The sequence below is a fragment of the Marinobacter sp. CP1 genome (assembly GCF_001266795.1).
In the GTDB taxonomy this organism is placed as follows: domain Bacteria; phylum Pseudomonadota; class Gammaproteobacteria; order Pseudomonadales; family Oleiphilaceae; genus Marinobacter; species Marinobacter flavimaris.
Map to the genome: position 1 here is coordinate 2,394,317 of NZ_CP011929.1, position 25,366 is coordinate 2,419,682.

The following is a 25,366-nucleotide window of genomic DNA, read 5'->3' on the forward strand; positions in this document are numbered from 1 at the left end:
TCCCTGATTGGACAGATTTAATCCAGTTCAGGCCCGTGCCGGTTAATAACTGCCGTTCAGAAGGTCGTGGTAGTCACTCTGAAATCTCTGGAAACTCAGATAGTTATTCCTGTGGTCTACCAGATTTGCCGAATTGAATGCTTCTACAAAGGCCCGGGACTCTCCGGTGCTGATCTCACCATAGGATCCGCCATCCCAGTCAAGCACCTGCACCATTTCCAGTAATACCGTCATCGCAAGGGCGCCATTGGCCTTTTCCAGGTAGCGGTAGGCTAGCCCGTAATGCTCGAACCGATAGGGGAAGTTTGCAGTGTCACCGGGAGTCACGTCCCAGAGAGGATCGTAGTCATAGTGCTGATAGACCTCGGCAATTGGCTCTCCTGCCACAACAACGGCCTGTCCCTCTGCAAACCAATAAGGCAGCAGACTGTAACTGGCGTCATACCGTGACAGGTTTTGCTGTACGAAATGGGCCAGTTCGTGGGCGACGGTGTTTCCCGTCTCGTAGGGCCACTGGCCGTAGTAAGGATTGAACGCCACGGCGGCCATCGAGGCAGACACAAACTCGCTGTGCGACACCTCCGGGCTGAGGCAACCGATTACCTGGCGGGGATAGGCAACTGCGGCGCTGCGGTCCTGGACAAATTCGGACCAGCGCAACTGGAACCGGGCCAGTACGCCGTCGATTCGACGCTCAAGCTCTGAAGCCGCGGCCCGGAACGAGGTCTCGCTGTAGGCCGGCGAGCCATAGACCCGCACCCGACCGCTATGGGTTTCGAAATACAGAGGTTCATTTTGGCATGCTTCGGTATAGCGGGTGAGTGACCAGGAACTCGTAGGGTAGAGCCTGCCAGTATCCCGTGCGTCGTAGAAAAGCCCGGACACGAAGCCCCCGGAATCCGGGTAATGATGACTGTCAGAGGTGGTGACCTTGCACCCGGTCAATGCGAGCAAGAGAACACCGAGTATCAGCATGGCTTTGATGGTTGCCATAAACGACTCCGAATCTATCCTGTTATTCAGGATCATCGCAGGGTTTTCGGGAAGGCTCCGTCAACGGGGTGTAAAAATCAGGTAAAGCGAGCTAGCGTGTTGATGCATATGGATGAGAGGGAACGGATACATGGATTACATCGCTCCTGTCAGCAGCGCCATCATGGCGGTCGTCTGGATTGTCTACTTCCAGCTGTTTTTCCTGCAGTACAAACGAAATAATCGCCCATACCTTATTATTCATCACGCCCAGAACGAAAACCCGGATGCCCTGTGTCTGCTGGTGAACATGGGCAAGGAAACGGTGCACGTGCAGTGTGTGCAGGTGGTTCTCTACACCCGCGCGGGCGAAGAGAAAATTATGACGGTGACCGAGTATCGTCGTGTCGGCGCGGATGATGCCAACGTGCACCAGGTGCTGCGCCAGGGCCCGTTACAGCCCGGTGGGTATCTGGTGCTGGGCTCGTTCAGGAACATCATCCTGGGACGTCGCAGTGAAGAAAGCGAAAGCGATTACCTGTTCGAGGATATCACCGGCGTTGAAATCCGGGCCGCCGTGATCCACGGGCCCACGAAGTATCCGGTGGGTGTACGGCGCAGCTTTTCTCTGAGTCATGAAGGAAGGCCCGAGATCTTTCCCCGCAACATTCACAGCGAGCAGCTGGTGCGCCGGAAAGATCGACACCAGGTGAGACGCTGGGTTGAAGAGGAATTGCAGCCCGAGCGCAAGGGCAGTTCGGAATCGGATGATTCCGATCAGTCCCAGTGAATGCCGGTTCGTCGGGTATTGCTGATGCGGTGAGGGTTCATGATATGGCCATGCCCGCCAGCTGGGCATGAATCATTTTTTCCAGAGCCTGGGCAGAGGGCGACAGAGAGCGAGAGGCCTGCTTGATGATGCCAATCTGGCGCACCAGTTTTGGGTCACTCAGGGGAACAAAGCACAGCTTGTCGTTGGCTACAGGGAAGGCGAGGCGAGGGAGTGTGGTGATGCCGCTGCCGGCTTCCAGCATGGCGAGCAGGGAGATCATGTTGGAGATAAAGAAGTCGTTGTTGTCGACCAGACTGGCAGCCGCCGTGTGCTTCAGAAGCCGGGAGGTGCCGTTGGCAATAAAACGCTCTTCCGTCAGTTCCTGCCATTGCAGGCTGCTGCGACTGGCCAGAGGATGGTCCTTGCGCATGACAACGCCTACGTTGTCTTCGAACAGCGGGTTGAATGCCAGGCTTTCGTCCGGAACCCACATGCTGCTGATCCCCAGATCCACCTCACCATTGGCCACCAGACGACAGACAAACTCCGCGTTTTCATCATGAAGATTGATGTTGATCTCGGGGTACTGGGCGACGAAAGCTGCGAGAAATTCGGGCATCAGCCGGCTGGCAACCGAGGGTACCGTGGCCAGCGTCACCCGCCCCTGGTGCCCCTTGGCCATCTGTTGAAGTTCACTTGCCAGCCGGTCGTGCTGGTTGATCAGTTCCCGGAATCTTGGCAGGCAATACTCGCCGAACGGAGTGAGCTGCCCTTTATGAGTTTTCTCGAACAGCGCCTGCCCCAGCTTTTCTTCCAGATCACGAATGGCCATAGATAGCGCCGGCTGGCTCCGGTGGAGTTTCAGTGCTGCGCCGTGAAAGCTGCCCTCTTCCCGCACCGCCAATACGTAACGTAAAGGCTGAATCTTGAGTTCAATCGACATGCCGTACCTGCTTCAATTTGCGCGCCCCACTAAACTATAAGAAAAACTTACTAAAAACACGATATTTTTGATTATCCTTATTTATCTGGAGCGTCTAGGCTTGGGGGATCATATAAGGAGGAACCCATGCCAAATTCACACGCACTCTACATCGGCGGAGAGTGGGTTGCGGGCGCCCATGCTGCCCAGCCCAACCAGAACCCCTCAGACCTGAGCGACACTATCGGCCACTATGACCAGGCCAGCGCAGAGCAGGTAAAGCAAGCCATCAATGCGGCACAGGCTGGCCAGAAAATCTGGGCAGAAACCGGTCTTGAGGCCCGCTACAGCGTTTTGATGGCGATTGGCAATGAGCTGATCGCCCGCAAGGATGAACTCGGCGAGCTTTTGTCCAGAGAAGAGGGCAAACCCCTGGCAGAAGGCAAGGGTGAGGTCTATCGCTCCGGACAGTTCTTCCAGTACTACGCAGCGGAAGTGCTCAGGCAGATCGACGATCGGGTCGCTTCGGTGCGACCCGGCGTTGAAATCGAAACCCGTCGTGAGCCGCTCGGTGTGGTTGGCGTTATCAGCCCCTGGAACTTCCCCATGGCCACTGCGGTCTGGAAGATCGCACCCGCCCTGGCCTTCGGTAATGCCGTGGTGTTCAAGCCCGCGAATCTGGTGCCTGCCAGCGCCTGGGCGCTGACAGAAATCATCAGCCGCCAGAATCTGCCAGCCGGCACCTTCAATCTGGTGACCGGCAGTGGACGCGAAGCCGGCGAAGCCTTGATCACCAGCCCCCATGTGCAGGCAATTACGTTTACCGGATCCCTTGAGGTCGGTCAGCGGGTAGCGTCGGCTACTGCCGCCAACCTGGTGAAATGCCAACTGGAGATGGGTTCGAAGAATGCGCTGATCGTGCTCGACGATGCCGATCTGGATCTGGCGGTGGAAGCGGCCTTTGCCGGCGCCTACTCCGGGTCCGGGCAGAAGTGCACGGCGTCTTCCAGGCTGATTGTTGTGGATGCTGTGCACGACCAGTTCGTGCAGAAGCTGACGGCGAAGCTGGCCGGCGCAAAAGTTGGCCCGGCTCTGTCCGACGGCACCGCTATCGGCCCGATAGCCAGCAAGAGCCAGCTGGAAGCCAATCAACGCTGGGTCAGCGTGGCGCTGGAAGAGGGCGCGACCATGGCCTTCGGTGGCGACCACGTCAACGTGGATGCAGACGGTTATTACATGCAGCCGGTGCTGTTCACCAACACCACCAACAACATGAGCATCAACCGCGATGAAGTGTTCGGTCCCGTTGCCTGTGTCATTCGGGTTCCGGATTACGACGCGGCATTGGCGACTCTGAACGATACCAATTACGGCCTCACCGCCGGCCTGATTACCCGCTCCCTGCAACGTGCCTCTGACTTCAAGGCCCGGGCCGAGACCGGTTGTGTAATGGTGAACCTGGCGACTGCTGGCACCGATTATCACGTGCCGTTCGGTGGCAGAAAGGACTCCAGCTTCGGGCCCCGCGAACAGGGCCAGTATGCGCGGGAGTTCTATACGGTGATCAAAACCTGTTACACCAAGGCCTGAGGTCTGCAGCCATGTCAAAGTCTGTGCTAACCATTGATGGCCTGCAGTATTCCAACTGGTCGAGAGCCATTTTTGAACAAATGCGGGAGGGCGGCGTTGATGCAGTGCACGCCACGCTCGTATACCACGAAAATTGCCGGGAAACCCTTCTGCGTTTCGGCGAGTGGCAGCGTCGCTTCGAGGAGCACTCCGACCTGATCATGCCGGTTTTTGAGGCCAGCGATATCGAACTGGCCAGGGAAACAAACCGGGTCGGTATTTTCTTCGGGGCCCAGAACTGTTCGCCGATTGAGGACGATATCGACCTGGTGGCCATCATGCGCCGGTTGGGCTTGCTGATCATGCAGCTTACCTACAACAACCAGAGTCTTCTGGCCTGTGGCTGCTACGAAGCAGAAGACAGCGGCATTACCCGGTTTGGCCGGCAGGCGATCCGGGAGATGAACCGGGTGGGGATGCTGATCGATATGTCTCACAGCGCGGAGCGCTCCACGCTGGAAGCGATTGAGCTGTCAGAGCGGCCGGTCATTATCTCCCACGCCAATCCGGCCAGCTTTCACCCTGCCAAGCGCAACAAGTCCGATACGGTGTTGCGTGCCATCGCCGAAAGCGGCGGCATTCTGGGTTTTTCAGTGTATCCGTTCCACCTCAGGAACGGGCCTGACTGCACGCTGGACGAATTCTGCGGCATGGTGGCCGATACCGCCGAGCTGATGGGGATCGATCACATCGGCATGGGTACGGATCTTTGCCAGGCCCAGCCGGAATCGGTGCTGACGTGGATGCGAAATGGGCGCTGGACCAAGGCCATGGACTACGGCGAGGGCAGCCAGTCGAATGCGGGCTGGCCTTCTCCGCTGGCCTGGTTCAGCGACAACCGTCACTTTCCGACAATTGTGGAGGGCCTCCGTCAAAAGGGGTTCAACCACGAGGAAATTGACAAAATCATGGGCCGAAACTGGCTCAGACAATTAACCGAAGGCACGCGGCCTGCCGTAAACACCGCGTTCTGATTACACACTGTTCCAAAAACAACAACAGGTAATCGCAATGACAAACTCAGCCAGCTCCATAGCTATCCCGGAAACGGGCATCAAGCGCTTCGGCGATCCAATCGTATTAGGCCTGAGTGTAGGCTTCATACTGCTCTTTCTGGGTCTTTCACTGTACGACATTCAGTGGACAGCCGGGCTGATCAGCGACGGCTTCGCCTGGACTGCCAAGTCCCTGGGCTCCTATTTCCAGCTTCTGTTGCTACTCACCTTTCTGATCGGGATGGGTGTGGCAATCTCGCCGGCAGGCAGCGCCAAGGTTGGCAACCGCGATACGCCGGAGCTCAGTACGTTTAAATGGCTGTCCATCATCATGTGCACCCTGCTTGCCGGCGGTGGCGTCTTCTTCGCGGCGGGTGAGCCGGTCTACCACTTCGTTGTCACGCCTCCGGTATTCAACACCGAAGCGGGTACGGCCGAGGCCGTAGCGCCGGCGCTGGCCCAGTCTTTCATGCACTGGGGCTTTCTGGCCTGGGCAATCCTCGGAACCCTGTCTGCCATCGTCCTGGCCCACGCCCATTACGTAAAGGGGCAGCCTCTGCAACCGCGAACCCTGTTGTATCCGGTGTTCGGGGATCGGGTAATGAAGGGCTGGTTCGGCGGCTGCGTTGACGCTGCCTGCGTAATTGCGGTGGTTGCTGGCACCGTCGGCCCGATCGGGTTTCTTGCCACCCAGGTCAGTTTTGGCCTGCATGAGCTGTTCGGGTTTTCCGAAGGCTATGGCACCCAGCTGGTCATTCTCGCGGTCCTCGCCGGTGTGTATGTGACCTCGGCGATGACCGGTATTCACCGGGGAATTCAGCTGCTGAGCCGTTTCAACGTGTTTCTTGCCCTGGCCATTGCCGCCGTTATCTTCATCTTTGGTCCGACGCTGTTTCTGACCAATGCTTACACTCAGGGCTTTGGCGAATACATCACTTCCTTTTTCGCCATGGCTACCGTGACGGCGGGCACCGCTGAAGGCTGGTGGATGCAGTGGTGGACGGTGTTCTTCTTTGCCTGGTTCCTGGGTTATGGACCGTTGATGGCCATTTTTGTTGCGCGGATCTCCCGGGGACGCACCATCCGGCAAATGATTCTTGCGGTTGGTGTCATGGCGCCGGTCGCGACCACCATCTGGTTCACGCTGCTGGGTGGTTCCGGGATTTTCTACCAGATCACCGGCGCGATCGATCTGACCGAGGCCCTCAACAACTTCCAGTTCGATGTTGCCACACTCACCATTGCCGAAGCCCTGCCGGGCGGGGCCATGATGGCGCTGGCGATTCTGCTGCTGACGACTATCTTTGTCGCTACTACCGGCGATTCCATGAGCTACGCGATCGCCGTGGTAAGTGCGGGTCATGATGAGCCCGAGCCAATCGTGCGTGCCTTCTGGGGCGTTGCCATGGCGCTGATGGCGGCAGTACTGCTTTACATGGGAGCAGGGCAGATCAGTGCGCTGCAGCAGTTCATTGTCATTACGGCCATCCCGGTGTCACTGATCCTGCTGCCATCGCTGTATATCGGCCCCAAATCTGCCTACGCCATGGCTCGTGAGCAGGGCATTGTTCCTCCCAAGGGTGAAGTGGCGCTGGTCGGTGCCACAACGGGTTCCTCCGAGAGCTCAGGAGTCTGAAACATGGCAACCCCGTTAGATGCAAAGCCTGAACTTCAGCTCCGCCCGTCGGACCAGGTGATGAACCTGGTCCGGCTCGGGAGTCTGCATGCCAGTCGTCTGAGTTTTTGCCGCAGCCTGGTTCGCCAGATGGCACGGGAGGACTGGACAGTTACCACGGTTCGTTTTGACCTGGATGCCGATGGTCACGGGGTTGTGATCTACCGTCTGAACACCCCGAACCACACCTATCATGGTGTGGTGTTCTCGCAGCATCTGGATCCGGAACTCCGGTCCGACCGTGTGATCGCGGAGGCCTGGGATGTCACCTTTGCGCTGCTGGAAGGCGAAGTGGAAGACAGCCTTCTTGAGCAGATGGCGGCCAACGTGCCGTTGCAGGAGGCGGGCCGTCAACATCCTCGATTGCTGGTGCTGTCGCGTGCCAACAAGAGCCTCAGGAACTTTGGCCACTTTGTCGATGCGCTGGCCTCGGGTCAGCAGCCCGACCCGGCCTGGCTGACACGGGTCGGTTACCTGTACCGCACAACCGCTGTCTACGGTAACGGCAAGTTCGGTATCGCGGATTACGCACGCTTGCAGAACAATCCGGATTTTAACCGGCCCTTCTCGGCGCAAATGTTTGCGGTTTACCTCTTGCGCCACTTTTCGGTGCAACAGGTTGAGCATCTTGCCAGGAATCGCTCACCGGAGCGGGCGGTTGCCCTGCACCCGGCCCTGCAGCGTTATCTGGGGATCGGTAACTCCACCGGGCTTGGTATGGCACCGTTTCTGATCAATCACCCCCAACTGATTCAGCAATGGGTTTACTGCCGTGAGAGGGCATTGGCCTATGCCCGTGAACAGCTGCCCAATGAGGCCAGTCGTCGTGAACTTCTGGCGCTGTTGCATCGGGCACACAGGCACTTCTGGGAGACCGTAACTGAAGATGCCGAGCAGACCCGGCGCAATGAGGCGACCGTTGTCTCTATTGATTCGGTTATCGAGTGGCTGGAAAGAACCCCGGCCACTCCTACCTTGTGGAGCGATCTGCTGGCCTGGGCAGACAAGCAGTGTTCACTGGAGGCCCAGGAACTGATCAATACTCTGCTGATTGAGCTGTATCCGGATCTGATCGATGCAGTTGAGGATGAGCTCGGCTGTGAGGAAATACTGGAACTGCAGCCGGAAATGCGGGCAGCAACGCTGAAGCAGGAAATTGAAGCCCGGTTTGCCTGGGCGCTGGACTATGACCCTAAAAACCCGGACCACCAGTACTGGTTCTGGTACCGCTCTGTCGAGAAAGAAGAACCGAGGCTCGGGGTGCGCGCCTGTGAACCAGGGGCGGCCAAAGAAATGCCACTTGCCATAGGGCCCCGGATTCATCGTACTCATCAATTGCTGGATGCGTTTCTTGACCGGAGCCCCCGAGGTTCCGTAGTCGAGTTCCTGATGGCCCATCCCCGACAGAAGGAATGCGTGCGCCGGATCCAGACCATGGCCGCCACACCCTACGGTGAGATCCAGGCCAACCTCTGGCACCGGGACATGAAGCCCATGCATCTGCTGCGAACCAAACTGTCGTTCTTCGGCGCCAGCCGGTTTGACCCCAAATCCGACCGTTGGGTGAGGGTAACGCTGTTCCAGGGGGCGCCCCTGTTCTGCGAACTCTTCAGTGATCATGGCACCGACAAGGCGAGACTTGCTGAACTCGACGACTGGAGCTTTCCCGTGGAACCGGAGCTGGACCTGTCATGAAAGTCTCCTTCAACGAACTGCAGGGCATTGGCAGGAAAGCGTTTATCGGAATCGGTTTTGCCGAGGGTGATGCCATTGACGCGGCTGAAATGGTCGCCTGGATGGAGGCTCACGGCCTGGGCGGGGTCGAAGCGCTGAAAAAGGGGCTCAGGTTTCTTCTGGCTGAGGATCATAACGAATCGCCAACCCTGGTTTACCAGGATGAAGACTTCAGCGTTCTTGATGCCCACAACCACAGTATTCTCGGTAACGCGAGCCTTGCTGTGGAGCTGGGGTATGCGCGAGCCCGGGGGCGAGGGCTGTCGGTTACCAAGATTCGCCACTGTCACAATCGAATCCTGATCATCGGCTATCTTTCGCGACTTGCGCGCCGGGGCATGAATGTCACGGCATTCTGGCGCAATGCCCATGACCCACTCACAGAGCTGGTGGTCGGATTCAAGGCTGGTCACCCGGTGCCCGAGATCTGTCTTTACAGCCTCGAGAATACGCCGGATGACACGGAGAAGAACGATGGCATTACGCTGATCATGGCGAACCATGTTGATTTACTGCCGAGCCTGCGGTCGGAATACGAGCTGACCAATCTGATGCGCCAGACCGAGGAGGACCTTGAACGACAGAGAGACCGGGCGCTGGTGGAAGGCATGGATGTCGATGACGAGCTTTGGCACAACCTGAAATCCCTGGCCGACCGACTGCTGGTTGAGGCAACCGATGCTTCCCGCAGCGGTGCCGGTGCAGGTACCAGTGATAACGACTGAACAGAGAAGCAACCATGACTGCAACCAGTAAGATTACCGCCATAGCTACCCAGCTCCCGCGATCAAAAGCGCCCCTTGAATGGGCGGTAAGCGCGAACGGCATTCTCTTTACCGCCCAGATTCCAATCGACGCCAGCGGTCAGGTGGTGGCAGGTGGTATCGAAGCTCAGGCCCGGCAAACCTTGGAGAACCTCAAACACACTCTTGAGTGCGCCGGCGGCGGTATGCCCAGCCTGACCCAGGCACTTATTTACGTGACCGACCGGGCCCATCTGGCCGCCGTTAATCAGGTTTATGCCGAGTATGTGAGTGCGCCCTACCCCAATCGGGCGGCTATCATCGTCTCGGGGTTTGCTCGGGAAGAAATGTTGGTCGAGATTGTGGCTTATGCTGCTACCTGAACCGTATCCTGACCGATTCGAATCAGGGGGCAGATGCGAACGTCTCGTGGTTTTCCGAAATTAGGCCCGCTGAATCTGTTGGTTACCGGCGGTGTGGGTTGTTTTTCCAGTTTGCTCTCCCAAGTACGTAACTGTAAGGAATTCATCGACTCCGTCAGGGAGAGCATTTATGTCATTGAAAGACGAACTGATCAAAAAAGCAGAAGCGCAACTTGAGGAATGGGAAAAACAAGCCGATTCCCTGAAAGCCAAGGCCAAAGCCAAAGAAGCGGAAGCCGAAAACGAGAAGGCCAGCGCGGATATCCAGCAGAGCGCCTCGGATACGTTGCGTTCGGTTGAAGATAAAATCTCGGATGGCCGCAAGAAACTGGATGAGCTCAAGGAAAGCGGCGAAGAAAATGTTGATTCCCTTCGCAAGCAGTTGTCTGACCTCATCGGACCAGGCGACAAACGCTAGGCATCCCGCTCCGGAACGTCAGGCTGCTTCTACTGGAACTGGGTATAGCAGCGCTGCCTTTTCGTTTGCCAGTCCCGCCAATGGGGCTCGCGGTGGTGGAGCTGGTAGCGCTCCATCACCGCCATGAACCTGCCCATGTAATCGCATTGACCTGAAGACGGCAGCCACTCATCAGGGCCGCGGTCATCACGCATTACCCTGTCAGGCTGACTCATTCTGATCTGGTTTTCCGTGTCGTTCAGAAACCGATTCTTCATCGAAGGTGGCCACTGATCGGCGCCGAGCTCCTCTGCAAAGGCCAGAGGAACAACCCGGGTCGTCGCCCAGCTTTCAGAGGCAGACGGTTCCTCCCGCGTCGCGGCCGCCAGTACAATCAGGATTGCTGCGATGAACAGAGCCAGCTTGGTGTCCTTCATGACTCACCTTGCTCGTACGTTGAATACACTAAAACCTACGAGCAGGTTAGGCAAAGAGGTTAACTGGATCCGGGCAAAACTTTGTGACCCGACAACTCCGAATTGCTGCAAGCAACGTACGGTTTAGCTCACCTGTGATGCAGAGAGACTGGTCAGGAGTGTAAACAAGCATGCCCGAGGGTCCCGAAATACGCCGCATGGTCGACGACATCCATAAGGCCGTTGGCGGCAAGACAGCGCAATCGGTGTTCTTTGCCTTTGAACACCTGAAACCCTTTGAGAGTGCCCTTCGGGGACGCAGAGTTGAGAGGGTGGAAGCGCGGAGTAAAACCGTGTTGGTATTTTTTGAGGCCACGGATGAAGACGGGCCGTGGTGCGTTTACAGCCATAACCAGCTCTATGGCAAGTGGCGCATGGGCACACCCGATCGGGAGCCGAGCACAAATCGGCAGTTGAGATTTGCCATTATAGGTCCGAAGAAAGCCGCCCGATTATACAGTGCCTCCGACATCCAACTGGTTCGGCCTGATCAATTAAGTGAGGTTCCTTATCTGTCACGGCTCGGGCCGGACCCTCTCAATCAGGATGTCAGCGTCGATCAGCTTCTGGCGGTGTTTGACGACAAGCGTTTCCGGGGCCGGAACCTGGGTGGTTTGCTGCTGGACCAGGCGTTCGTTGCCGGAATCGGTAATTACCTCCGCTCGGAAATCCTCTTTGAAGCGGGTGTCTCACCCCGGGCACGGCCCCGTGATCTGGACGCCGATCAGCAGTCGAAATTGGCCGAGGCCATCCTGACCCTGGTGCAGCGAACCTATCGGTTGAAGGGCATCACCAATCCGCCCGAGCTGGCAGAGCGGCTCAAAAAAGAAGGATGGACGTTCGGGCAGCGCCGACACATGGTGTTCAACCGCGATGGCCAACGCTGCCACGATTGCGCGTCGCCGCTAGTTAAAACCATGATGGCCAGCCGGCGCCTGTATTACTGCCCTGCATGCCAGGGCACGCCGGCTTAGGCGAATTGTTCGGTACAGGCCCGTCCCAGCCGATCGTGGACGGCCAGCCATTGGCTTTCCCTGGGCGGAAGCTCAATCACGATCCGATCGACGTTTGCCTTGTCCATCGAGTGCATGGCGGTGTAGAGCATGCGAGCGTATTCGTTCGGATCGGCGCTGAGCATAATGGCCTCGGATGCCCGCTCGTCTGGGGGCGACTGCCACCAGATCACGCCAATCTTTTCGCCTGCCGATGTAACTTCGGGCAGAAGCCGGGCGAATTGATCCGTGGCCACTCCAACCGTAGGCGTAACAGGCTGGTAGTGGCGCTTTACGCTCCCCGGCACCGCCTGACTGGCGCTTTTGCCCGGGGCGAGCGTGATTCCCAAGCAGGCTTCGATATCGCTCTGTGCGATCTGCCCGGGCCGGGCGATAACTGGCGTGTCGCCGGTGAGGTCGACAATGGTGGATTCAATGCCCACTGAACAGTCCCCGCCATCCAGAACCGCCTCGATCTTTCCGGACAGGCCCGCGAGCACGTGCTCTGCGGTGGTCGGGCTGATCCTGCCATAGGGGTTCGCAGATGGGGCAACCAGATCCCGGCCGAGCTGCTCCATGGTTGCCAGCGTGGCCGGGTGCGCCGGCATCCTGACCGCCACGCCCGGGTTGCCGCCGGTAATGAAATCGCTGACGCCGCTTTTCTTTGGCAGTAGCAGTGTGAGTGGCCCCGGCCAGAATGCCTTGATCAGCTGCCTGGCGGTCTCCGGCAGGTGGTCGACCCAGAGTCTGACCCTGTCAGGTGACGCAACGTGCACGATCAGAGGGTGTCCGACCGGGCGCTGCTTTGCTTCAAACACTTTTCTGACCGCCTGTTCGTTGCTGGCGTCGGCCGCGAGGCCATAGACAGTCTCGGTGGGCACAGCAACGAGATGGCCGGCAAGAAGCAGGCTGGCGGCTTTCTCAACGTCAGCGGATTGGGTCGCGTCTAACTTGATGGTTGCGGGCATAAGGTCTCAGGGTTTACCGATTGGAGTCACAGGCAACAGTTTGCCATTGATTCTGATAAAAACGCTCTATCGAGGTGTGCTCGTCGTTGATCCGGAACAGATACAGCCAGTCGTTACCGATCAAATCCTTTACGACCTTGTGTTTCCGGGCGATCTCGGCAATCGCTTCTTTCGGTGCGGCCAGGTAAACGCTCAGGCGCAGGGGCTCGTGAACCCAACGCTGGCCATCGTGTACCGACTGCAGCGGCAAACCGATTCGCAAATCGCCGCCGTTGCCCTCGAAAACCCCCAGGTGGCCGCCAACCACGTTGTGCAGGACCTTGTTGCCGCTACCGTAATGCAGATTGTCGGTAACAGACATGAAGTACTGAAGGTTGATCCAGTGGGTGACCACCATGGGCGCGGTCATGATCAGTTCGAGGATGTTGAAGCCTTCATCCTCGCGCCAGCGATAGTCGTGGAGGAAACTGCGGCCACCCAGGTCCAGGTGTCGCGTGGCCGAACGAGGCGCCACGATAAAGCTTGCGTTGCCGGCAAGACCCCATTCCGGCCGAACTTCGGACCAGTCCTGGCTGCGCTTTTTGATGGCGCTGTCAACATCGCTCTCGTTTGCGATACCAAGCCGCAGGGCGCGTTCACGACGTGCCTGGGCGCCGGCATTGGCCAGGAAACCCCGGATCTCGTCGGGAACATCACCTGAGCACTCGACCTCGTCGGTGGTTGTGTTATGCAGTGCCCCCACGAACCGGGTTTCGGAGGGGATCAAAATCCCCTGCTCAGCCAGGGCCGCACGCACGTCCTTGTCGTTCAGGATGCCGGCAAGTACGCGAACATTTACCGAACCGGTCTGTCCGCCGCAGGCGCCGCAGTCGAGGCCCGCTGCATGGGGATTGTTACGCGTACTACTGCCGTGCCCAACAAGGAGAACGGTGGGCGCAAAATCATGAGTCAGGGTCATGGCCCGGAGAATACCCCCGGCCAACTCCGCTTTCTCCGCAGCGCCCAGCAGGGTCCCGTTCTGGCGGATCTCGAACTCGGTCTGTCCCTTATGGAGTTGATCGACCGGGTTATCCGAGGACTTGCCAAAAAAGGTTTTGCGAACCATGCGTCCCAGACCTGCGAGGCCCATGCTCTCGATAAAGCTGAAGCTCGCCGGGCCGGCGTTGGAAAACTGTGACCAGTGGGAGTGGTTGGCTAATGATTGCCGGCTGAAGCTGTCGGCGGGTTCGGCCTCAGTAACCTCGAGCGCCGGCGCCAGCAAGCCCGGCAATTGTGGCCGGCAAAACCCGGTGCCCTTGGGTCGATAGGAGATCGGGAGGCCGAAGAACCCGGCAAACCCGAGGGTCTGAATAGCGGGATTCTGGGCTTCCAGCGCACGACGATAGACCTCCGACCGAACATCGATGCAGAAGGCCGCCTGTAACTTGAGCGGCTGATCGTCCGACGAGGGATTTTCAGGCCTGGTAAGAAGCTTTTCAGCCATCTGTGACTGGTAGGCCGACTCAGCCTCTGTTTGCTGGCGCCAACCTGTGGTTTGAGATTGCTCGTGGGTCTGCAGCATCTCTGGCCAGGCATCCCACTGTTTGAGCCAGCGTTGTTTCAGTTCGGCAAAAATGGCCCCGCCAACGTGTTGGACGTGCCGCCATATGGCGAGCTCCCAGGCCAGTCGGATGGCCAGGAGGCCCGGCAGCAGGTCTTCCTCGTGGCCACTGAGTCGCGCTTGCCACCGCAAGTAAGCGGCCCAGGATGACCAGCCGTTGATATCCAGCAGGAGCGCATGGGCATAATCCGGCGCATAGTCCGGTTGTGATGCCAGGGCGTCGAGAGCATCGGTAATCAGTTTTTCATGCTGATCCGGTAACACCTGAAACTGCGAGGGCAGGGATGGTTCGCCCATAACAATGGCAATGCCGCGGTCAGCCCGGGTCATTTGCAGCCAGCTATGGTAAAGGTCCTGGGCATCCGCCTTGAAATCACCGGCATCCAGACGCTGGAAATAGTCGCCGCAGAACTGGCTTATCTGATGCACAACTTCATCCTGCCAGCCTACCTGGTGGGCGGTGTCGCGATTGCGATCTAGCTGGGCGCTCAGATTCTGCCAGTGTTCGGGCATGCTGGCGGTCTCCGCGGCCGCCGGGCCGTTGCCCTGTCCGGCAAGCGCGGCCTGATTCTGGCAGCAGGTGCCATTGAGTGCCGCCATGCGTGAAGCGACCCTGGTGAATGGCAGGTCCCGCATTTCCCAGAACGGATTCACGGCGATCATCTGATCCAATGGCCAGGAGGGCGCGATTCGCGCGCAGGCATCGGTGACGGCCGCCTGCCAATCTGGTGTATGGGTGGTTGCTTCGGTGGTGGGATTAAGGCTCGACGCTAACATTATGCGGACTCCCTGGAACCAGAGGTTGAAGAGACGCTGACCACGGCTCGCGGCCGAACGACATCAGGCAGTTTGGCAGGCCATATTTTCAGGGTCAGACGGGTGGACCACTCATCGAGGTAGCCCGCGGCGAACAGGAACCGATAAAGCCTGGCGCCTGCGGGTGAGAAACGGTGGTAGCGAATCTGGTAGTAGCCGCGTACCAGTATTGCGATAAGGGCAGCGACAAAAACCACTTCCAGCAGGCTTGCCTGGCTTTCCGGTGGCGCAAGCAGCAAACCGAAGAAGGTTTTCTGTAGCCAGTACAGTGCCCAGAAGGCAGCACCAATAACCAGGCCACGGGCAACGGTGAGAACGCCGCCGCCGGCTGACAGGAACTCTGAGAGCAGAATCGTCAGGGCGATGCCTGGCACAATCCATGAAAACATGTGCGCCGTGCCGGCCTCATTGGACAGGAAAACAGTCGGCAGCATGAACAGGCCCGCCAGGGCGGCAGCGGCCAGCCACTGTTTTGGCCCGGGCTCATTGACGGCAACCAGGCGTTTTTTCATCGACAACTCAACGGTATTGCCGGCGTTCAGGAAGGTGTGTGCCTTGTAAGCGGAATGCGCAACCAGATGCAGGAGCGCCAGCTCGTACAGCCCCAGAGCGCACTCAACCAGCATCCAGCCCATCTGGGAGCAGGTTGACCAGGCCAGCCTTACCTTGATGGAAATACGGGTCATCATAACAAGGCTGGCAAACACCGCCGTGGGGCCTGCCACGGCCAGCAAAAGCCACTGGGCTGCGCTTACTTCTGAAATAAGCGGTGCCATCAGAATCATCAGGAAACCGCCAAGGTTTACAACGCCGGCGTGAAGCAGGGCGGAAACCGGCGTGGGTGATTCCACCACCTGAATCAGCCAACCGTGGAAAGGCATCTGTGCGCATTTGAGCAAAGCAGCCACAGCCATCAAAACCGCAGCGATCTGGGCGCCGGCGGGCACCTCTGTTGCACCGGATACCTGGACCAGAATCCGATCAATAAAGGGCGTGTCGTACTGGACATAAAGCAGGAGGAACGCCAGTGCCAGGCAGAGCTCCGCAATTCGGGCAAAAATGAACTTTTTGTGCGCCGCCAGGGCGGCGCGCGGGCGATCAGGAAAGAACATCAGCAACTGGTGCAGGCTTACGCTGATGGCAATCCAGCTGACGAGGAACACCAGCAAATGATTGGTGATGGCGATCATGGCCACGCTGGCGAGGATCACCTGAAGCCAGATCATAAATCGGCGCTGGCCGGGATCCCCCGCAAGATACCTCTCCGAGAAGCGTCCCAGCACCATTCCCAGCAAAGTGATAAGCAGCAACATGATTGAGGCCAGAGGCGCGTGACTGAACCAGACGCCATCGACCGGCCACCACCAACTTCCGATTGCGGCGGCCAAAGCCGATACAAAGGCAAGCTTGAAGGTCAATGACCGTGCGAGAAGGTTGCTCTGGTTGGTTGCCAATCCGGTCGCGACTGCTCCGGCACCGAAAAGCAGCGGTACCAGCAGTGAGAACAAGGATTCGATCGCCTGAACATCGAACATGCGAGGGCCTCGGAATCAGGAGTATTTAATACGCGTAGTATCCGAGGCTTTTGCTGTGAACAAAAATATATATATCCGATCGATTCGTTCGTTATTTAAGAATGATTGCCGGGTATGGAAACTGGGTCAGGTCCTGTAAGAGTCCAATTGAGACTTCAGTTTTTCCGCTAGTTGCTTCAACGTTTCTGCCGCCTCATTGGTTGATGCGGCGTTCTCCTGGCTGCTACCAGCCATTTGCCGAATGTGCTCAAGGCGCTGGTTGATGTCCTCAGAAACCTGGCTCTGCTGCTCGGCGGCGCTTGCCATTTCAATGTTGGTGTCCCGAATGGTTCGAACGCCCTCGCGCAGTGCCTCGATCGCGTTGCCGGTTTCGCGGATCATGTCGTTGGTTTCAGTTGCTAGCTGACTGCCCACCTCAATAACGTCGGTAACACCGGCAACGCCTTCCTGCAGGTGATTGATCTGGTCCTGGATCTCTTTGATGGACTCCTGGGTCCGACGGGCCAGGTTTCTGACTTCGTCTGACACCACCGCAAAACCTCTGCCGTGTTCTCCGGCTCGCGCTGCCTCAATCGCTGCATTAAGCGCCAGGAGATTAGTCTGTTCCGAAATGTTTTCTATGACGGAAAGAATATTGCCGATGTTATCCGATGCAGCTCTCAGCGAAGCACTGGTTTGCACTGAGCTCTGGTTGTTGTCGAGCTGGCTCTGTATTTTCGCCGTGGTTTTGGCAATGAGCGATTGGCCACTTTCGGCCAGACCATCCGCCTCTTTGGCAATGTTTTCAGCCCTGGAGGCGCTTTCGGCAACAGTTTGAGCGGTTGCTGTCATCTCATTCATGGCGGTTGCAACCTGCTCGGTCTCCTCGGTTTGTTGCGAGACGACGGTGGCGGAGTCTGATGCTATGCCCCTTAGACTCGACGAGGCCTCAAGCAGGCTTTCCGAGGATCTTTTGGTTTCTGAAATTGTAGTTTGTAACCGGTCTAGCAAGCGATCGAAGCCTTGGGCCATGACGTCCAATTCGCTCTTGCCGGTTGCATTGAACCTCACCGTCAGGTCGCCTTCGCCGCTGGCAATGTCGTTGATGGCATCGATCATTTTTTGGAGAGGTCGAGCCACAACCAGTTGTGCCAGGGCACTCAGGCAGCCGATCAGCACCAGTCCGCCGATCAGAATTGCCATGACCGTCTTGATGGTCTGATTGCGAACCATGGCTGCCACTTCGTCTTCCGAGTAGCCGGTGATAATCTGGTACCCCCAGGCATCGAACGCAGTACGTGCAAGGTTCCAGTCTTCCGGCTCAGATTCCAGCAGGTTTTGCAGTGGATCGGACTCAATGGAGCTGGAGTGCATGCGCAGTCGATTCTTGTCGTCCACCAGGGCGAGAAATCCTCTTTCCAGCAGGCTGGATGAGGTGATGGCCGCTTCAAGTTCTTCAAGGTCCGCTGAATAGCCCACATACCAGATGCCGATAATCTGGTTTGAGGCGTTACGGATAGGGCTGTAAGCGGTGAGGTAGGGATTGCCGAGAATATCGACCTGTCCGAAGTAGGCTTCGCCCCGGCTAATGGCCTGCCCGGCCGCGCCCGCCATATTCAGTTTGGTGCCGATGGCACGGGATCCATCGTCTTTCTTTACGTTTGTGGAAACCCTGACAAAGTCCTGTCCATCCCTGACGAATAGAGTGGCTGTGCCGTCCATGATCCCGGTTATGCCATCCACCAGGTCAAAGTTGTTGTTGATCATGGTGTCGCCGAGAAACAGTGCCGGAACGGGTTTGCCTGCGACCGGTTCGGTTCCCTGGATCCTGGCGGCTCCGAGTTGCTGGCCGCGTTCAATGAGCAGATTCAGCGAATTCTTCACCCGTTTTGACATGAGCTCGTCGGTGATGGAGAGCATTCCGGTGATCTCCTCGACAAGATCACTCTGCCTTTCAGCGACATCTGCCGTGATCGTTTTCTGCGTGTTTAAAGCGATCACAACGCTTGCGAGTATTGCGATGACCAGCAGAACAGCGGCAATCGAGACGATGAACAGTTGTCTGATAGACATGCTGATTCCCCAGAATCTATAAGCTTTACGGACTATTGGAGCACGCAAATTACTGCGATCTTTTTTTATATCGGCCGGGATCGATGCTTCCTTAATCATTATTGCGTCATTCGTGAATCATTCCAGAGATTACGACGCATATGTGCTGCCAAAAGAGCGGAAATGTCGCTCGGCAGGCACAGGCCTGGCTGCGGATTTGTAAAACCTTCTTGCAATCACCATATTTCTGCGTCCACGAAATGATCCACCGATGGGGCTCGAGCCTATCGTTCAATGGCCATTGCTGGACGACCCGTGCAAGAAGTGAAAACCGGAAAAGACCGAGGCAAAGAATTGGATTGTGAAAAAAAAGGCGCCTTCCTGGCTAGAAGGAAAAAGCATTCGACCCTGACCGCTGGGGTTTATTACCCGAAACCCGAAGCCATTGCGGCCGACTACTGGGGTGTCTTTGTTGATAATACGCCCTACATACTATTGGTGCCTGACGAAGATCGCAGTGCTCGCGAAAAGGCCGAGCGGCTGGCTGAATCAGCTAACTTCCGAACGTTGCTTGAAGCAACCCTGACAGCCTGTGAGCGGATTGAGGCGAAACCTGTTGATGGCCGCGCTGTGGATTGGGCCGAAAAGCTCACCGTGATCAGCGCCAGTCGCTCCGGAGACGTTGAGACGGGAACAAGAGAAATCGGCGAGATCAGGGCAATCCTGATGCCCGGTTGTCATCAGGCCGTGGCAGACACCCTGTGCATCGACGATACGCTGGCGACTGTGATCGATTCGAAATTTCCGCGAGTTTCGAATTTTGACGATCTTCCAGAACTTTCGGATCGAGACGTGAAAATGTCGCTGGGTAACCTGGAAGCCCGCAAGCATCCACGAGGTGGTCACTAGGGGCAGGTGCTCGCCGGGATTTCCGGAGTTTCCTGGAGGGGAATTGCGCAATCTTCCGGCAATGCGTCGGTCAGCTGCATCAGCAGATCTGTTGTGTGGCTCATCTGCTCGCTGAGTTGACTGTAATCAGTGCTCTGCTGATTCTCTGACTGCTGAGCGGCAAGCTGGTACTGCTTTTCGAGGATCAGGTCCTGCAGGAATCTTATTTGCCGGGCAGTCAGAATTACCGGTCGACTGTTGTCGCTCATTGTTTGGCCTTTTAGTCTGTATTAAATAGAAATGAGGGTAGGCTTACGGTGGTTTGCTTGCTATGGATCTGACGTTCCCGTGTTACATCAATGATCACGCTATTCCAGCATATGTCTCCGTTTTCACGCTGTTTGGGAGTGCCGGTACCACTCAGTCATTTCACAACACCGGATGCTGACTTGATCCGCCACTCGTGCCTCCAGAAGGTCATGGTTTCCGCAGCACCAGGAATCGACCGGGCCAGTCCCTCGACATTTTCAGGCATCATCATTTCCCACAGTGGGTCTGAACTCATCGGAATTCCAATTATTAGGAGTCCTAATTTAAGATAGGGGGTTGGCGCCTGATTTTCCAAGAGGGCGTGGTGAAGTGTAGGAAAAGATTGACGATTTCGATGCCGTTTTATGCCAGGGAAATGCGGTAACGAGTGACGCCAGCTTCTTCTTCTCTGGTCCATTCAATCCGGTGGCCGGTGATATCACAGAGGGCCTGAAGGTCCTTTCGGCCGGTGGGGTCATCTGCCAGGAAATCGACCAGTGTTCCGCCGGGCAGGTCTTTGGTCCGTTTTTTGAAGCGCAGGATGGGGAGAGGACATACCAGACCGACGGCGTCGATCTGGTATACCTCGGACTGATCAGTCAAGGCGAACGCTCTCTGCGCTGGTTTGTTCCGCCGACGACCAGCCAAATTGGTTCAGCACCATTGGTGCAGCCGTGGCAATGAGCAGGGCCGCGATAAAAGCCGAAATCATTACCTTCACGACGAACCTCCTTTGCCTTGTTTGGCTTCAACCTCAGCGACCCACAGGTCGTGGTGTTGACGAGCCCATTCGAGATCAACCTGGCCGTTACCCATAGCGTCGAAGGCACCTTCCATGCCGACCGAGCCGATGTAGATGTGGGCAATGATGGCCAGCATCATCACGAACGCCACGATAGAGTGCCAGATGTTGGCATACTGCATCTCTTCGTGCGGCGTCAGCACTGTCGGCAAATCCGTTCCCAAAACAGTGTTCACGACGCCAAACGTCTTGGCAAACATTGGAATTTCAAACGGAAACAACAATGACAGGCCCGACAACGAGACTGAAAAACCCAGCAACATCACGGTCCAGAAAACAATTTTCTGACCGGCGTTGAACTTCCTCGCTGACGGATGGGCGTTGGTGAAGATGCCGCCGCCCACTTTGAGCCACTGCCAATCGAGCTTGTTGGGGATGTTGTGCGCCACCCACATGAAGAAGGTCATCACCAGCCCCAACATAAAGGCCCACGCAATGTTGTTGTGAAGCCATTTGGAGCCGGCAGCCAGAGTGGCAAAGGCCTCGGGCCCCATAACTGGCATGAGGAAACTGCGACCCATCAAGGTGATTAACCCCGTTATAGCTAATGCGACAAACGAGCCCGCCAACAGCCAGTGACCAAATCGTTCGATGGCTTTGAATCGTTCAACCGTGGTGCCCGCAGGGCCGCCTTTGATTTTGATTCTTCCGCGCACAAAATAGAACACTGCCAGTAGCGCAATGATAGCCAGGATTGCACTGCCACCGTAAGTGATGACCGGCCCCTCTCGTAACTTGTACCAGGGTATGCCTCCGTCCTGGATCAGGACGTCAGCGGCAGGCCCCCGGGCCTGGGTACTGGGGTCAATCTTGTTGTATCGAATGGCACGATAGATGTCGGAATCCGAGCGCCCTCCCAGGGTGCCGAGTCGACCACTGATCGGTGCCGCATTGGCAGGATTACCCAGGTTTTCCGAGCGAAAAGACTCGTCAATTTCCAACTGTTTTTGACGAGCCAGGATGTCTTCCAGGGTTTGAGCACCCCCGGTAGACGTGCGATCAACCGCGGGGGCCTCTTGCGCCCAGACAGGATTAAACACCAGTGTCGCCAGTGCAAGGACGACAGCACCTAACAACTTACGCTTCATGCGAGCACCCCAAAAGAATCAAGAAGAAGAGTTCGTTGCCGCCATGAGTTTTGCGGGGCCCGGGGGGCCCCGAAACTCATGGCGGGCTTAAGGGACCTTCTTCCCATAGGCCGTGCCCCATCCCCAGGCGCCGGAACCGAAACCACGGCTCACCACACGCTGGCGATAGATGTCTGCCACCTCGCTGCCATCACCGGCCAGCAGCGCTTTGGTCGAGCACATTTCGGCACAGATTGGCAGCTTGCCCTCGGCAATGCGGTTGCGGCCGTACTTGGTGAACTCAGCTGTTGAATTGTCTTCTTCAGGGCCGCCTGCACAGAACGTGCATTTGTCCATCTTGCCCCGGCTGCCAAAGTTGCCCGCCTGGGGGAACTGAGGCGCACCGAAGGGGCAGGCATAAAAACAATACCCACAACCAATACACAGATCCTTGGAGTGCAACACGATACCGTCTTCGGTCTGGTAGAAGACATCCACAGGGCAAACGGCCATACAAGGCGCGTCTGAACAGTGCATGCAAGCTACCGAGATCGAGCGTTCGCCAGGCTTACCATCTCCGATGGTCACCACGCGCCGGCGGTTGATACCCCAGGGGACTTCATTCTCATTCTTACAGGCCGTTACGCAAGCATTACATTCGATGCAGCGTTCGGCATCGACCAGGAATTTTGCGCGTGCTTTTCCCTCAAGTGCCATGATTTACACCTCTTGTTATGCCGGCATAATCGAACACAGGGTGGCTTTGGTCTCTTGCATCTGCGTGACCGAGTCATACCCGTATGTTTGAACCGTGTTGGTGGATTCGCCCAGAACGATGGGGTCTGCGCCCTTGGGATACTTGTCCCTCAGGTCCTTGCCTTGATAGTGCCCGCCAAAGTGGAATGGCATGAAGGCCACCCCCTCTCCGACACGTTCGGTCACCATGGCCTTGACCTTGATCCGCGCGCCTTCGGGGCCGGAAACCCAGACATCATTGCCGTCACGGATGTTCAGGTTGTTGGCATCGCGTGGGTTAACCTCGATGAACATTTCCTGTTGCAATTCAGCCAGCCAGGGGTTTGAGCGAGTCTCATCACCACCACCCTCATATTCGACCAGACGGCCGGAGGTAAGGATGATCGGGAACTCCTTGCTGAAGTCGTTCTTCTGAATGGACTCGTACAGGGTAGGCACCCGCCAGAAAGTCTTGTCTTCGTATGTCGGGTAATCCTTAACCAAATCACGACGGTTGGTATATAGCGGTTCGCGATGCAGCGGTATCGGATCCGGGAAGTTCCAGACCACGGTGCGGGCCTTGGCATTACCGAAAGGTGCGCACTCGTGCTTGATTGCCACACGTTGAATGCCGCCAGACAGGTCTGTCTTCCAGTTGGTTTCCGGGCCGGCCACGGCTTCAATACTGGCCCGCTCCTCAGCCGTCAGATCGCCATCCCAGCCCAGATCCATTAGCATCTGCATGGTGAATTCCGGGTAGCCGTCCTTGATCTCGGAGTTCTTCGAGTAGACGCCATCTGCCAACAGGCTTTCGCCATCACGCTCGACTCCGAAGCGGGCCCGGAACGTCAGGCCGCCTTCGGAAACCGGCAACGACATGTCGTACAGGTTGGCAGTGCCCGGATGGTTCATCTCCGGTGTGCCCCATGAAGGCCACGGTAAGCCGTAGAAATCACCATCACAAGGTCCACCGACTGCACGCAGCGTAGTCTTGTCGAAGTGGTGCTGATATTTCATGTGCTTCTTGAGGCGCTCAGGGGACTGGCCGGTGTAGCCAATGGTCCACATGCCACGGTTGAACTCGCGGGTGATGTCCTCAATCGACGGTTCGTCTCCATCAATGGCAATGTTGCGGAACATGCGATCGGTGAAGCCGAACTTGTCCGCAAACAGCTTCATGATTTCATGATCGACCTTGGAGTCGAACAGCGGCTCTACTACTTTTTCTCGCCACTGCAGAGAACGGTTCGACGCGGTTACCGAGCCGTAGGTTTCGAACTGGGTGGTCGTGGGCAGCAGGTAGGCACCCTCTTTGCGATCGTGGAGTACGGCAGAAACGGTCGGGAAGGGATCCACTACAACCAACAGGTCGAGCTTTTCCATCGCTTCCTTCATTTCCGTCATACGGGTCTGGGAGTTGGGCGCGTGGCCCCACAGCACCATGGCCCGGGTGTTGTCTGGCTGCTCCAGGTTTTCTTTGGCTTCCAGGACACCGTCAATCCATCGGGATACCGGAATGCCTTTCTCGTTCATCATGGCTTTGGATTTGCCGTTCTTGTCCCACACGGCAAAGCGGCCTTTCAGGTAGTCCAGATCCTCTTCCCAGACTCTTGACCAGTGGGCCCAGGCGCCAGCGGACAGACCATAATAGCCGGGCAGAGTGTCGGCGAGCACGCCCAAGTCGGTAGCACCCTGAACGTTGTCGTGCCCCCGGAAGATGTTGGTGCCACCGCCAGCAACGCCCATGTTGCCCAGTGCCAGTTGGAGAATGCAGTAGGCCCGGGTGTTGTTGTTACCATTGGTGTGCTGGGTACCACCCATGCACCAAATAACGGTACCCGGGCGGTTGTTGACCAGAGTGCGGGCCACACGCTCGAGTTGAGCGCCCGGAGCGCCGGTTACACGCTCGACTTCTTCCGGATTCCAGCGTTTTACTTCCTCACGAATCTCATCCATGCCCCACACCCGGGTGCGGATGAACTCTTTGTCTTCCCAACCGTTTTCGAAAATGTGCCAAAGTATGCCCCAGACCAGCGCAACGTCGGAGCCCGGACGAAAACGGACGAACTCATCGGCGTGCGCGGCAGTGCGTGTGAAACGCGGATCGCAGACGATGAGAGGTGCGTTATTCTCTTCCTTCGCCTTAAGCACATGTAACAGCGAGACCGGGTGCGCTTCGGCAGGGTTACCCCCGATGATGAAGATGGCTTTGGAGTTGTGGATGTCGTTGTAGGAATTGGTCATTGCGCCGTAGCCCCAGGTATTGGCTACGCCGGCGACGGTGGTGGAGTGGCAGATACGAGCCTGGTGGTCCACGTTGTTGGTGCCCCAGTAGGCCGCAAACTTACGGAACAGGTAGGCCTGCTCGTTGTTGAACTTTGCGCTGCCCAGCCAGTAGACCGAATCGGGACCGCTTTGCTCACGAATTTCGAGCATCTTGTCGCCGATTTCGTTGATGGCGGTATCCCAGGAAATCTTCTGCCACTGGCCGTTGACCATTTTCATGGGCGACTTGAGACGACGCTCGCCGTGGGCATGCTCCCGTACGGAAGCGCCTTTGGCGCAGTGAGCACCCAGATTGAAGGGGCTGTCCCAGCCTGGTTCCTGCCCGATCCATGTTCCATTCTGCACTTCAGCCTCGACCGTGCAGCCTACCGAACAGTGCGTACAAACGGATTTTTTGACGACGACTTCGCCACCCCCGGTCGTTGGGGCCGCAGCTTCAACCCGTCCCGATGACAGCGACAGTGCGGCCAGACCACCCACTGCCACGCCAGACGTTGTCAGGAACTGACGACGGTCCAGAGTCTTGGCAGCGAGAGAAGAAAGCAAAGAGCCTGCACGGGAGCCTTTCGCTACCCCGTTGGTCTTCTTCCTTAACATGTC

24 protein-coding genes are annotated in these 25,366 nt (G+C 57.2%); 10 read left to right on the forward strand and 14 right to left on the reverse strand.

The features are described 5' to 3' along the window. Positions 1 to 42 precede the first annotated feature (42 nt). Positions 43 to 993 carry a hypothetical protein gene (locus tag ACP86_RS11055; RefSeq protein ID WP_141201903.1) on the reverse strand — a complete coding sequence of 317 codons (951 nt, stop codon included), beginning with the start codon at positions 991 to 993 and terminating at the stop codon, positions 43 to 45. A gap of 130 nt (positions 994 to 1,123) precedes the next feature. Between ACP86_RS11055 and ACP86_RS11060 the strand changes: the two genes are divergently transcribed. After that, positions 1,124 to 1,762 (forward strand): hypothetical protein, encoded by a 639-nt coding sequence (locus ACP86_RS11060; protein WP_053113837.1) that lies wholly within the window; start codon positions 1,124 to 1,126, stop codon positions 1,760 to 1,762. 37 nt (positions 1,763 to 1,799) lie between these two features. On the opposite strand, the gene ACP86_RS11065 is transcribed toward ACP86_RS11060, so the two are convergent. Continuing rightward, a complete protein-coding gene (locus ACP86_RS11065; protein ID WP_053113839.1) occupies positions 1,800 to 2,687 on the reverse strand; it encodes a LysR family transcriptional regulator in 888 nt (295 codons plus the stop codon). Positions 2,688 to 2,813: 126 nt separating this feature from the next. On the opposite strand from ACP86_RS11065, the gene ACP86_RS11070 reads away from it, so the two are divergent. The 7 genes from ACP86_RS11070 to ACP86_RS11100 all read left to right on the forward strand — a co-directional run bounded on the left by ACP86_RS11070 (position 2,814) and on the right by ACP86_RS11100 (position 10,282). After that, on the forward strand, positions 2,814 to 4,256 hold the full coding sequence (locus ACP86_RS11070; RefSeq protein WP_053113841.1) for an aldehyde dehydrogenase family protein: 1,443 nt from the start codon (positions 2,814 to 2,816) through the stop codon (positions 4,254 to 4,256). A gap of 11 nt (positions 4,257 to 4,267) precedes the next feature. Further along, positions 4,268 to 5,269: a membrane dipeptidase gene (locus tag ACP86_RS11075; RefSeq protein ID WP_176443099.1), complete on the forward strand. Its 1,002-nt coding sequence runs from the start codon at positions 4,268 to 4,270 to the stop codon at positions 5,267 to 5,269. 37 nt (positions 5,270 to 5,306) lie between these two features. Beyond that, a complete protein-coding gene (locus ACP86_RS11080) occupies positions 5,307 to 6,926 on the forward strand; it encodes a BCCT family transporter (protein ID WP_053113842.1) in 1,620 nt (539 codons plus the stop codon). 3 nt (positions 6,927 to 6,929) lie between these two features. Beyond that, entirely contained in the window at positions 6,930 to 8,660 is a 1,731-nt protein-coding gene (locus ACP86_RS11085) for a hypothetical protein (protein ID WP_053113844.1), read from the forward strand. After that, positions 8,657 to 9,424, forward strand: a complete 768-nt coding sequence (locus tag ACP86_RS11090) for a DUF3726 domain-containing protein (protein WP_053113846.1) — start codon at positions 8,657 to 8,659, stop codon at positions 9,422 to 9,424. Before ACP86_RS11085 ends, ACP86_RS11090 begins: the two co-directional genes overlap by 4 nt. Positions 9,425 to 9,438: 14 nt before the next feature. Beyond that, entirely contained in the window at positions 9,439 to 9,825 is a 387-nt protein-coding gene (locus ACP86_RS11095) for a RidA family protein (RefSeq protein ID WP_053113848.1), read from the forward strand. A 169-nt stretch (positions 9,826 to 9,994) separates the two neighbouring features. Continuing rightward, positions 9,995 to 10,282, forward strand: a complete 288-nt coding sequence (locus ACP86_RS11100; protein WP_053113850.1) for a hypothetical protein — start codon at positions 9,995 to 9,997, stop codon at positions 10,280 to 10,282. Positions 10,283 to 10,311: 29 nt separating this feature from the next. Here the strand turns inward: ACP86_RS11100 and ACP86_RS11105 are convergent, their stop codons facing one another. After that, positions 10,312 to 10,698 carry a hypothetical protein gene (locus ACP86_RS11105; RefSeq protein WP_053113852.1) on the reverse strand — a complete coding sequence of 129 codons (387 nt, stop codon included), beginning with the start codon at positions 10,696 to 10,698 and terminating at the stop codon, positions 10,312 to 10,314. 170 nt (positions 10,699 to 10,868) lie between these two features. Here ACP86_RS11105 and nei point away from each other — a divergent pair, with 170 nt between their 5' ends. Beyond that, positions 10,869 to 11,711 (forward strand): endonuclease VIII, encoded by an 843-nt coding sequence (gene nei / locus ACP86_RS11110; protein ID WP_053113854.1) that lies wholly within the window; start codon positions 10,869 to 10,871, stop codon positions 11,709 to 11,711. On the opposite strand, the gene ACP86_RS11115 is transcribed toward nei, so the two are convergent. The 4 genes from ACP86_RS11115 to ACP86_RS11130 form a co-directional block, all read right to left on the reverse strand. After that, the gene (locus ACP86_RS11115) at positions 11,708 to 12,697 is read right to left on the reverse strand and encodes an L-threonylcarbamoyladenylate synthase (protein ID WP_008177259.1); all 990 of its coding nucleotides are present in this window, start codon (positions 12,695 to 12,697) and stop codon (positions 11,708 to 11,710) included. The genes nei and ACP86_RS11115 overlap by 4 nt on opposite strands. Positions 12,698 to 12,710: 13 nt before the next feature. Beyond that, complete coding sequence (locus tag ACP86_RS11120; protein WP_053113856.1) at positions 12,711 to 15,074, reverse strand: YbcC family protein; 2,364 nt, start codon at positions 15,072 to 15,074, stop codon at positions 12,711 to 12,713. Further along, the gene (locus ACP86_RS11125; RefSeq protein ID WP_053113858.1) at positions 15,074 to 16,648 is read right to left on the reverse strand and encodes an NADH-quinone oxidoreductase subunit L; all 1,575 of its coding nucleotides are present in this window, start codon (positions 16,646 to 16,648) and stop codon (positions 15,074 to 15,076) included. The genes ACP86_RS11120 and ACP86_RS11125 overlap by 1 nt, the downstream gene beginning before the upstream one ends. 126 nt (positions 16,649 to 16,774) lie before the next feature. After that, a complete protein-coding gene (locus tag ACP86_RS11130; protein WP_053113860.1) occupies positions 16,775 to 18,700 on the reverse strand; it encodes a methyl-accepting chemotaxis protein in 1,926 nt (641 codons plus the stop codon). Positions 18,701 to 18,973: 273 nt separating this feature from the next. Here ACP86_RS11130 and ACP86_RS11135 point away from each other — a divergent pair, with 273 nt between their 5' ends. Beyond that, positions 18,974 to 19,588 (forward strand): hypothetical protein, encoded by a 615-nt coding sequence (locus tag ACP86_RS11135; protein ID WP_008177265.1) that lies wholly within the window; start codon positions 18,974 to 18,976, stop codon positions 19,586 to 19,588. Here ACP86_RS11135 and ACP86_RS11140 read toward each other — a convergent pair. The 7 genes from ACP86_RS11140 to ACP86_RS11160 all read right to left on the reverse strand — a co-directional run bounded on the left by ACP86_RS11140 (position 19,585) and on the right by ACP86_RS11160 (position 25,363). Beyond that, a complete protein-coding gene (locus ACP86_RS11140) occupies positions 19,585 to 19,836 on the reverse strand; it encodes a hypothetical protein (RefSeq protein WP_008177267.1) in 252 nt (83 codons plus the stop codon). The genes ACP86_RS11135 and ACP86_RS11140 overlap by 4 nt on opposite strands. Before the next feature lie 155 nt (positions 19,837 to 19,991). Continuing rightward, positions 19,992 to 20,132, reverse strand: a complete 141-nt coding sequence (locus tag ACP86_RS22865) for a hypothetical protein (protein ID WP_008177269.1) — start codon at positions 20,130 to 20,132, stop codon at positions 19,992 to 19,994. A 107-nt stretch (positions 20,133 to 20,239) separates the two neighbouring features. Beyond that, positions 20,240 to 20,479 (reverse strand): sulfurtransferase TusA family protein, encoded by a 240-nt coding sequence (locus ACP86_RS11145; protein ID WP_053113861.1) that lies wholly within the window; start codon positions 20,477 to 20,479, stop codon positions 20,240 to 20,242. Further along, positions 20,472 to 20,597, reverse strand: a complete 126-nt coding sequence (locus tag ACP86_RS23465) for a hypothetical protein (protein WP_264752631.1) — start codon at positions 20,595 to 20,597, stop codon at positions 20,472 to 20,474. Before ACP86_RS23465 ends, ACP86_RS11145 begins: the two co-directional genes overlap by 8 nt. Continuing rightward, positions 20,594 to 21,766 (reverse strand): formate dehydrogenase subunit gamma, encoded by a 1,173-nt coding sequence (locus tag ACP86_RS11150; RefSeq protein WP_053113863.1) that lies wholly within the window; start codon positions 21,764 to 21,766, stop codon positions 20,594 to 20,596. The genes ACP86_RS23465 and ACP86_RS11150 overlap by 4 nt, the downstream gene beginning before the upstream one ends. 87 nt (positions 21,767 to 21,853) lie before the next feature. Then, positions 21,854 to 22,462, reverse strand: a complete 609-nt coding sequence (gene fdh3B, locus ACP86_RS11155; protein ID WP_008177277.1) for a formate dehydrogenase FDH3 subunit beta — start codon at positions 22,460 to 22,462, stop codon at positions 21,854 to 21,856. Between the two features lie 15 nt (positions 22,463 to 22,477). Beyond that, positions 22,478 to 25,363 carry a formate dehydrogenase subunit alpha gene (locus ACP86_RS11160; RefSeq protein WP_053113865.1) on the reverse strand — a complete coding sequence of 962 codons (2,886 nt, stop codon included), beginning with the start codon at positions 25,361 to 25,363 and terminating at the stop codon, positions 22,478 to 22,480. Between the last annotated feature and the right edge of the window lie 3 nt (positions 25,364 to 25,366).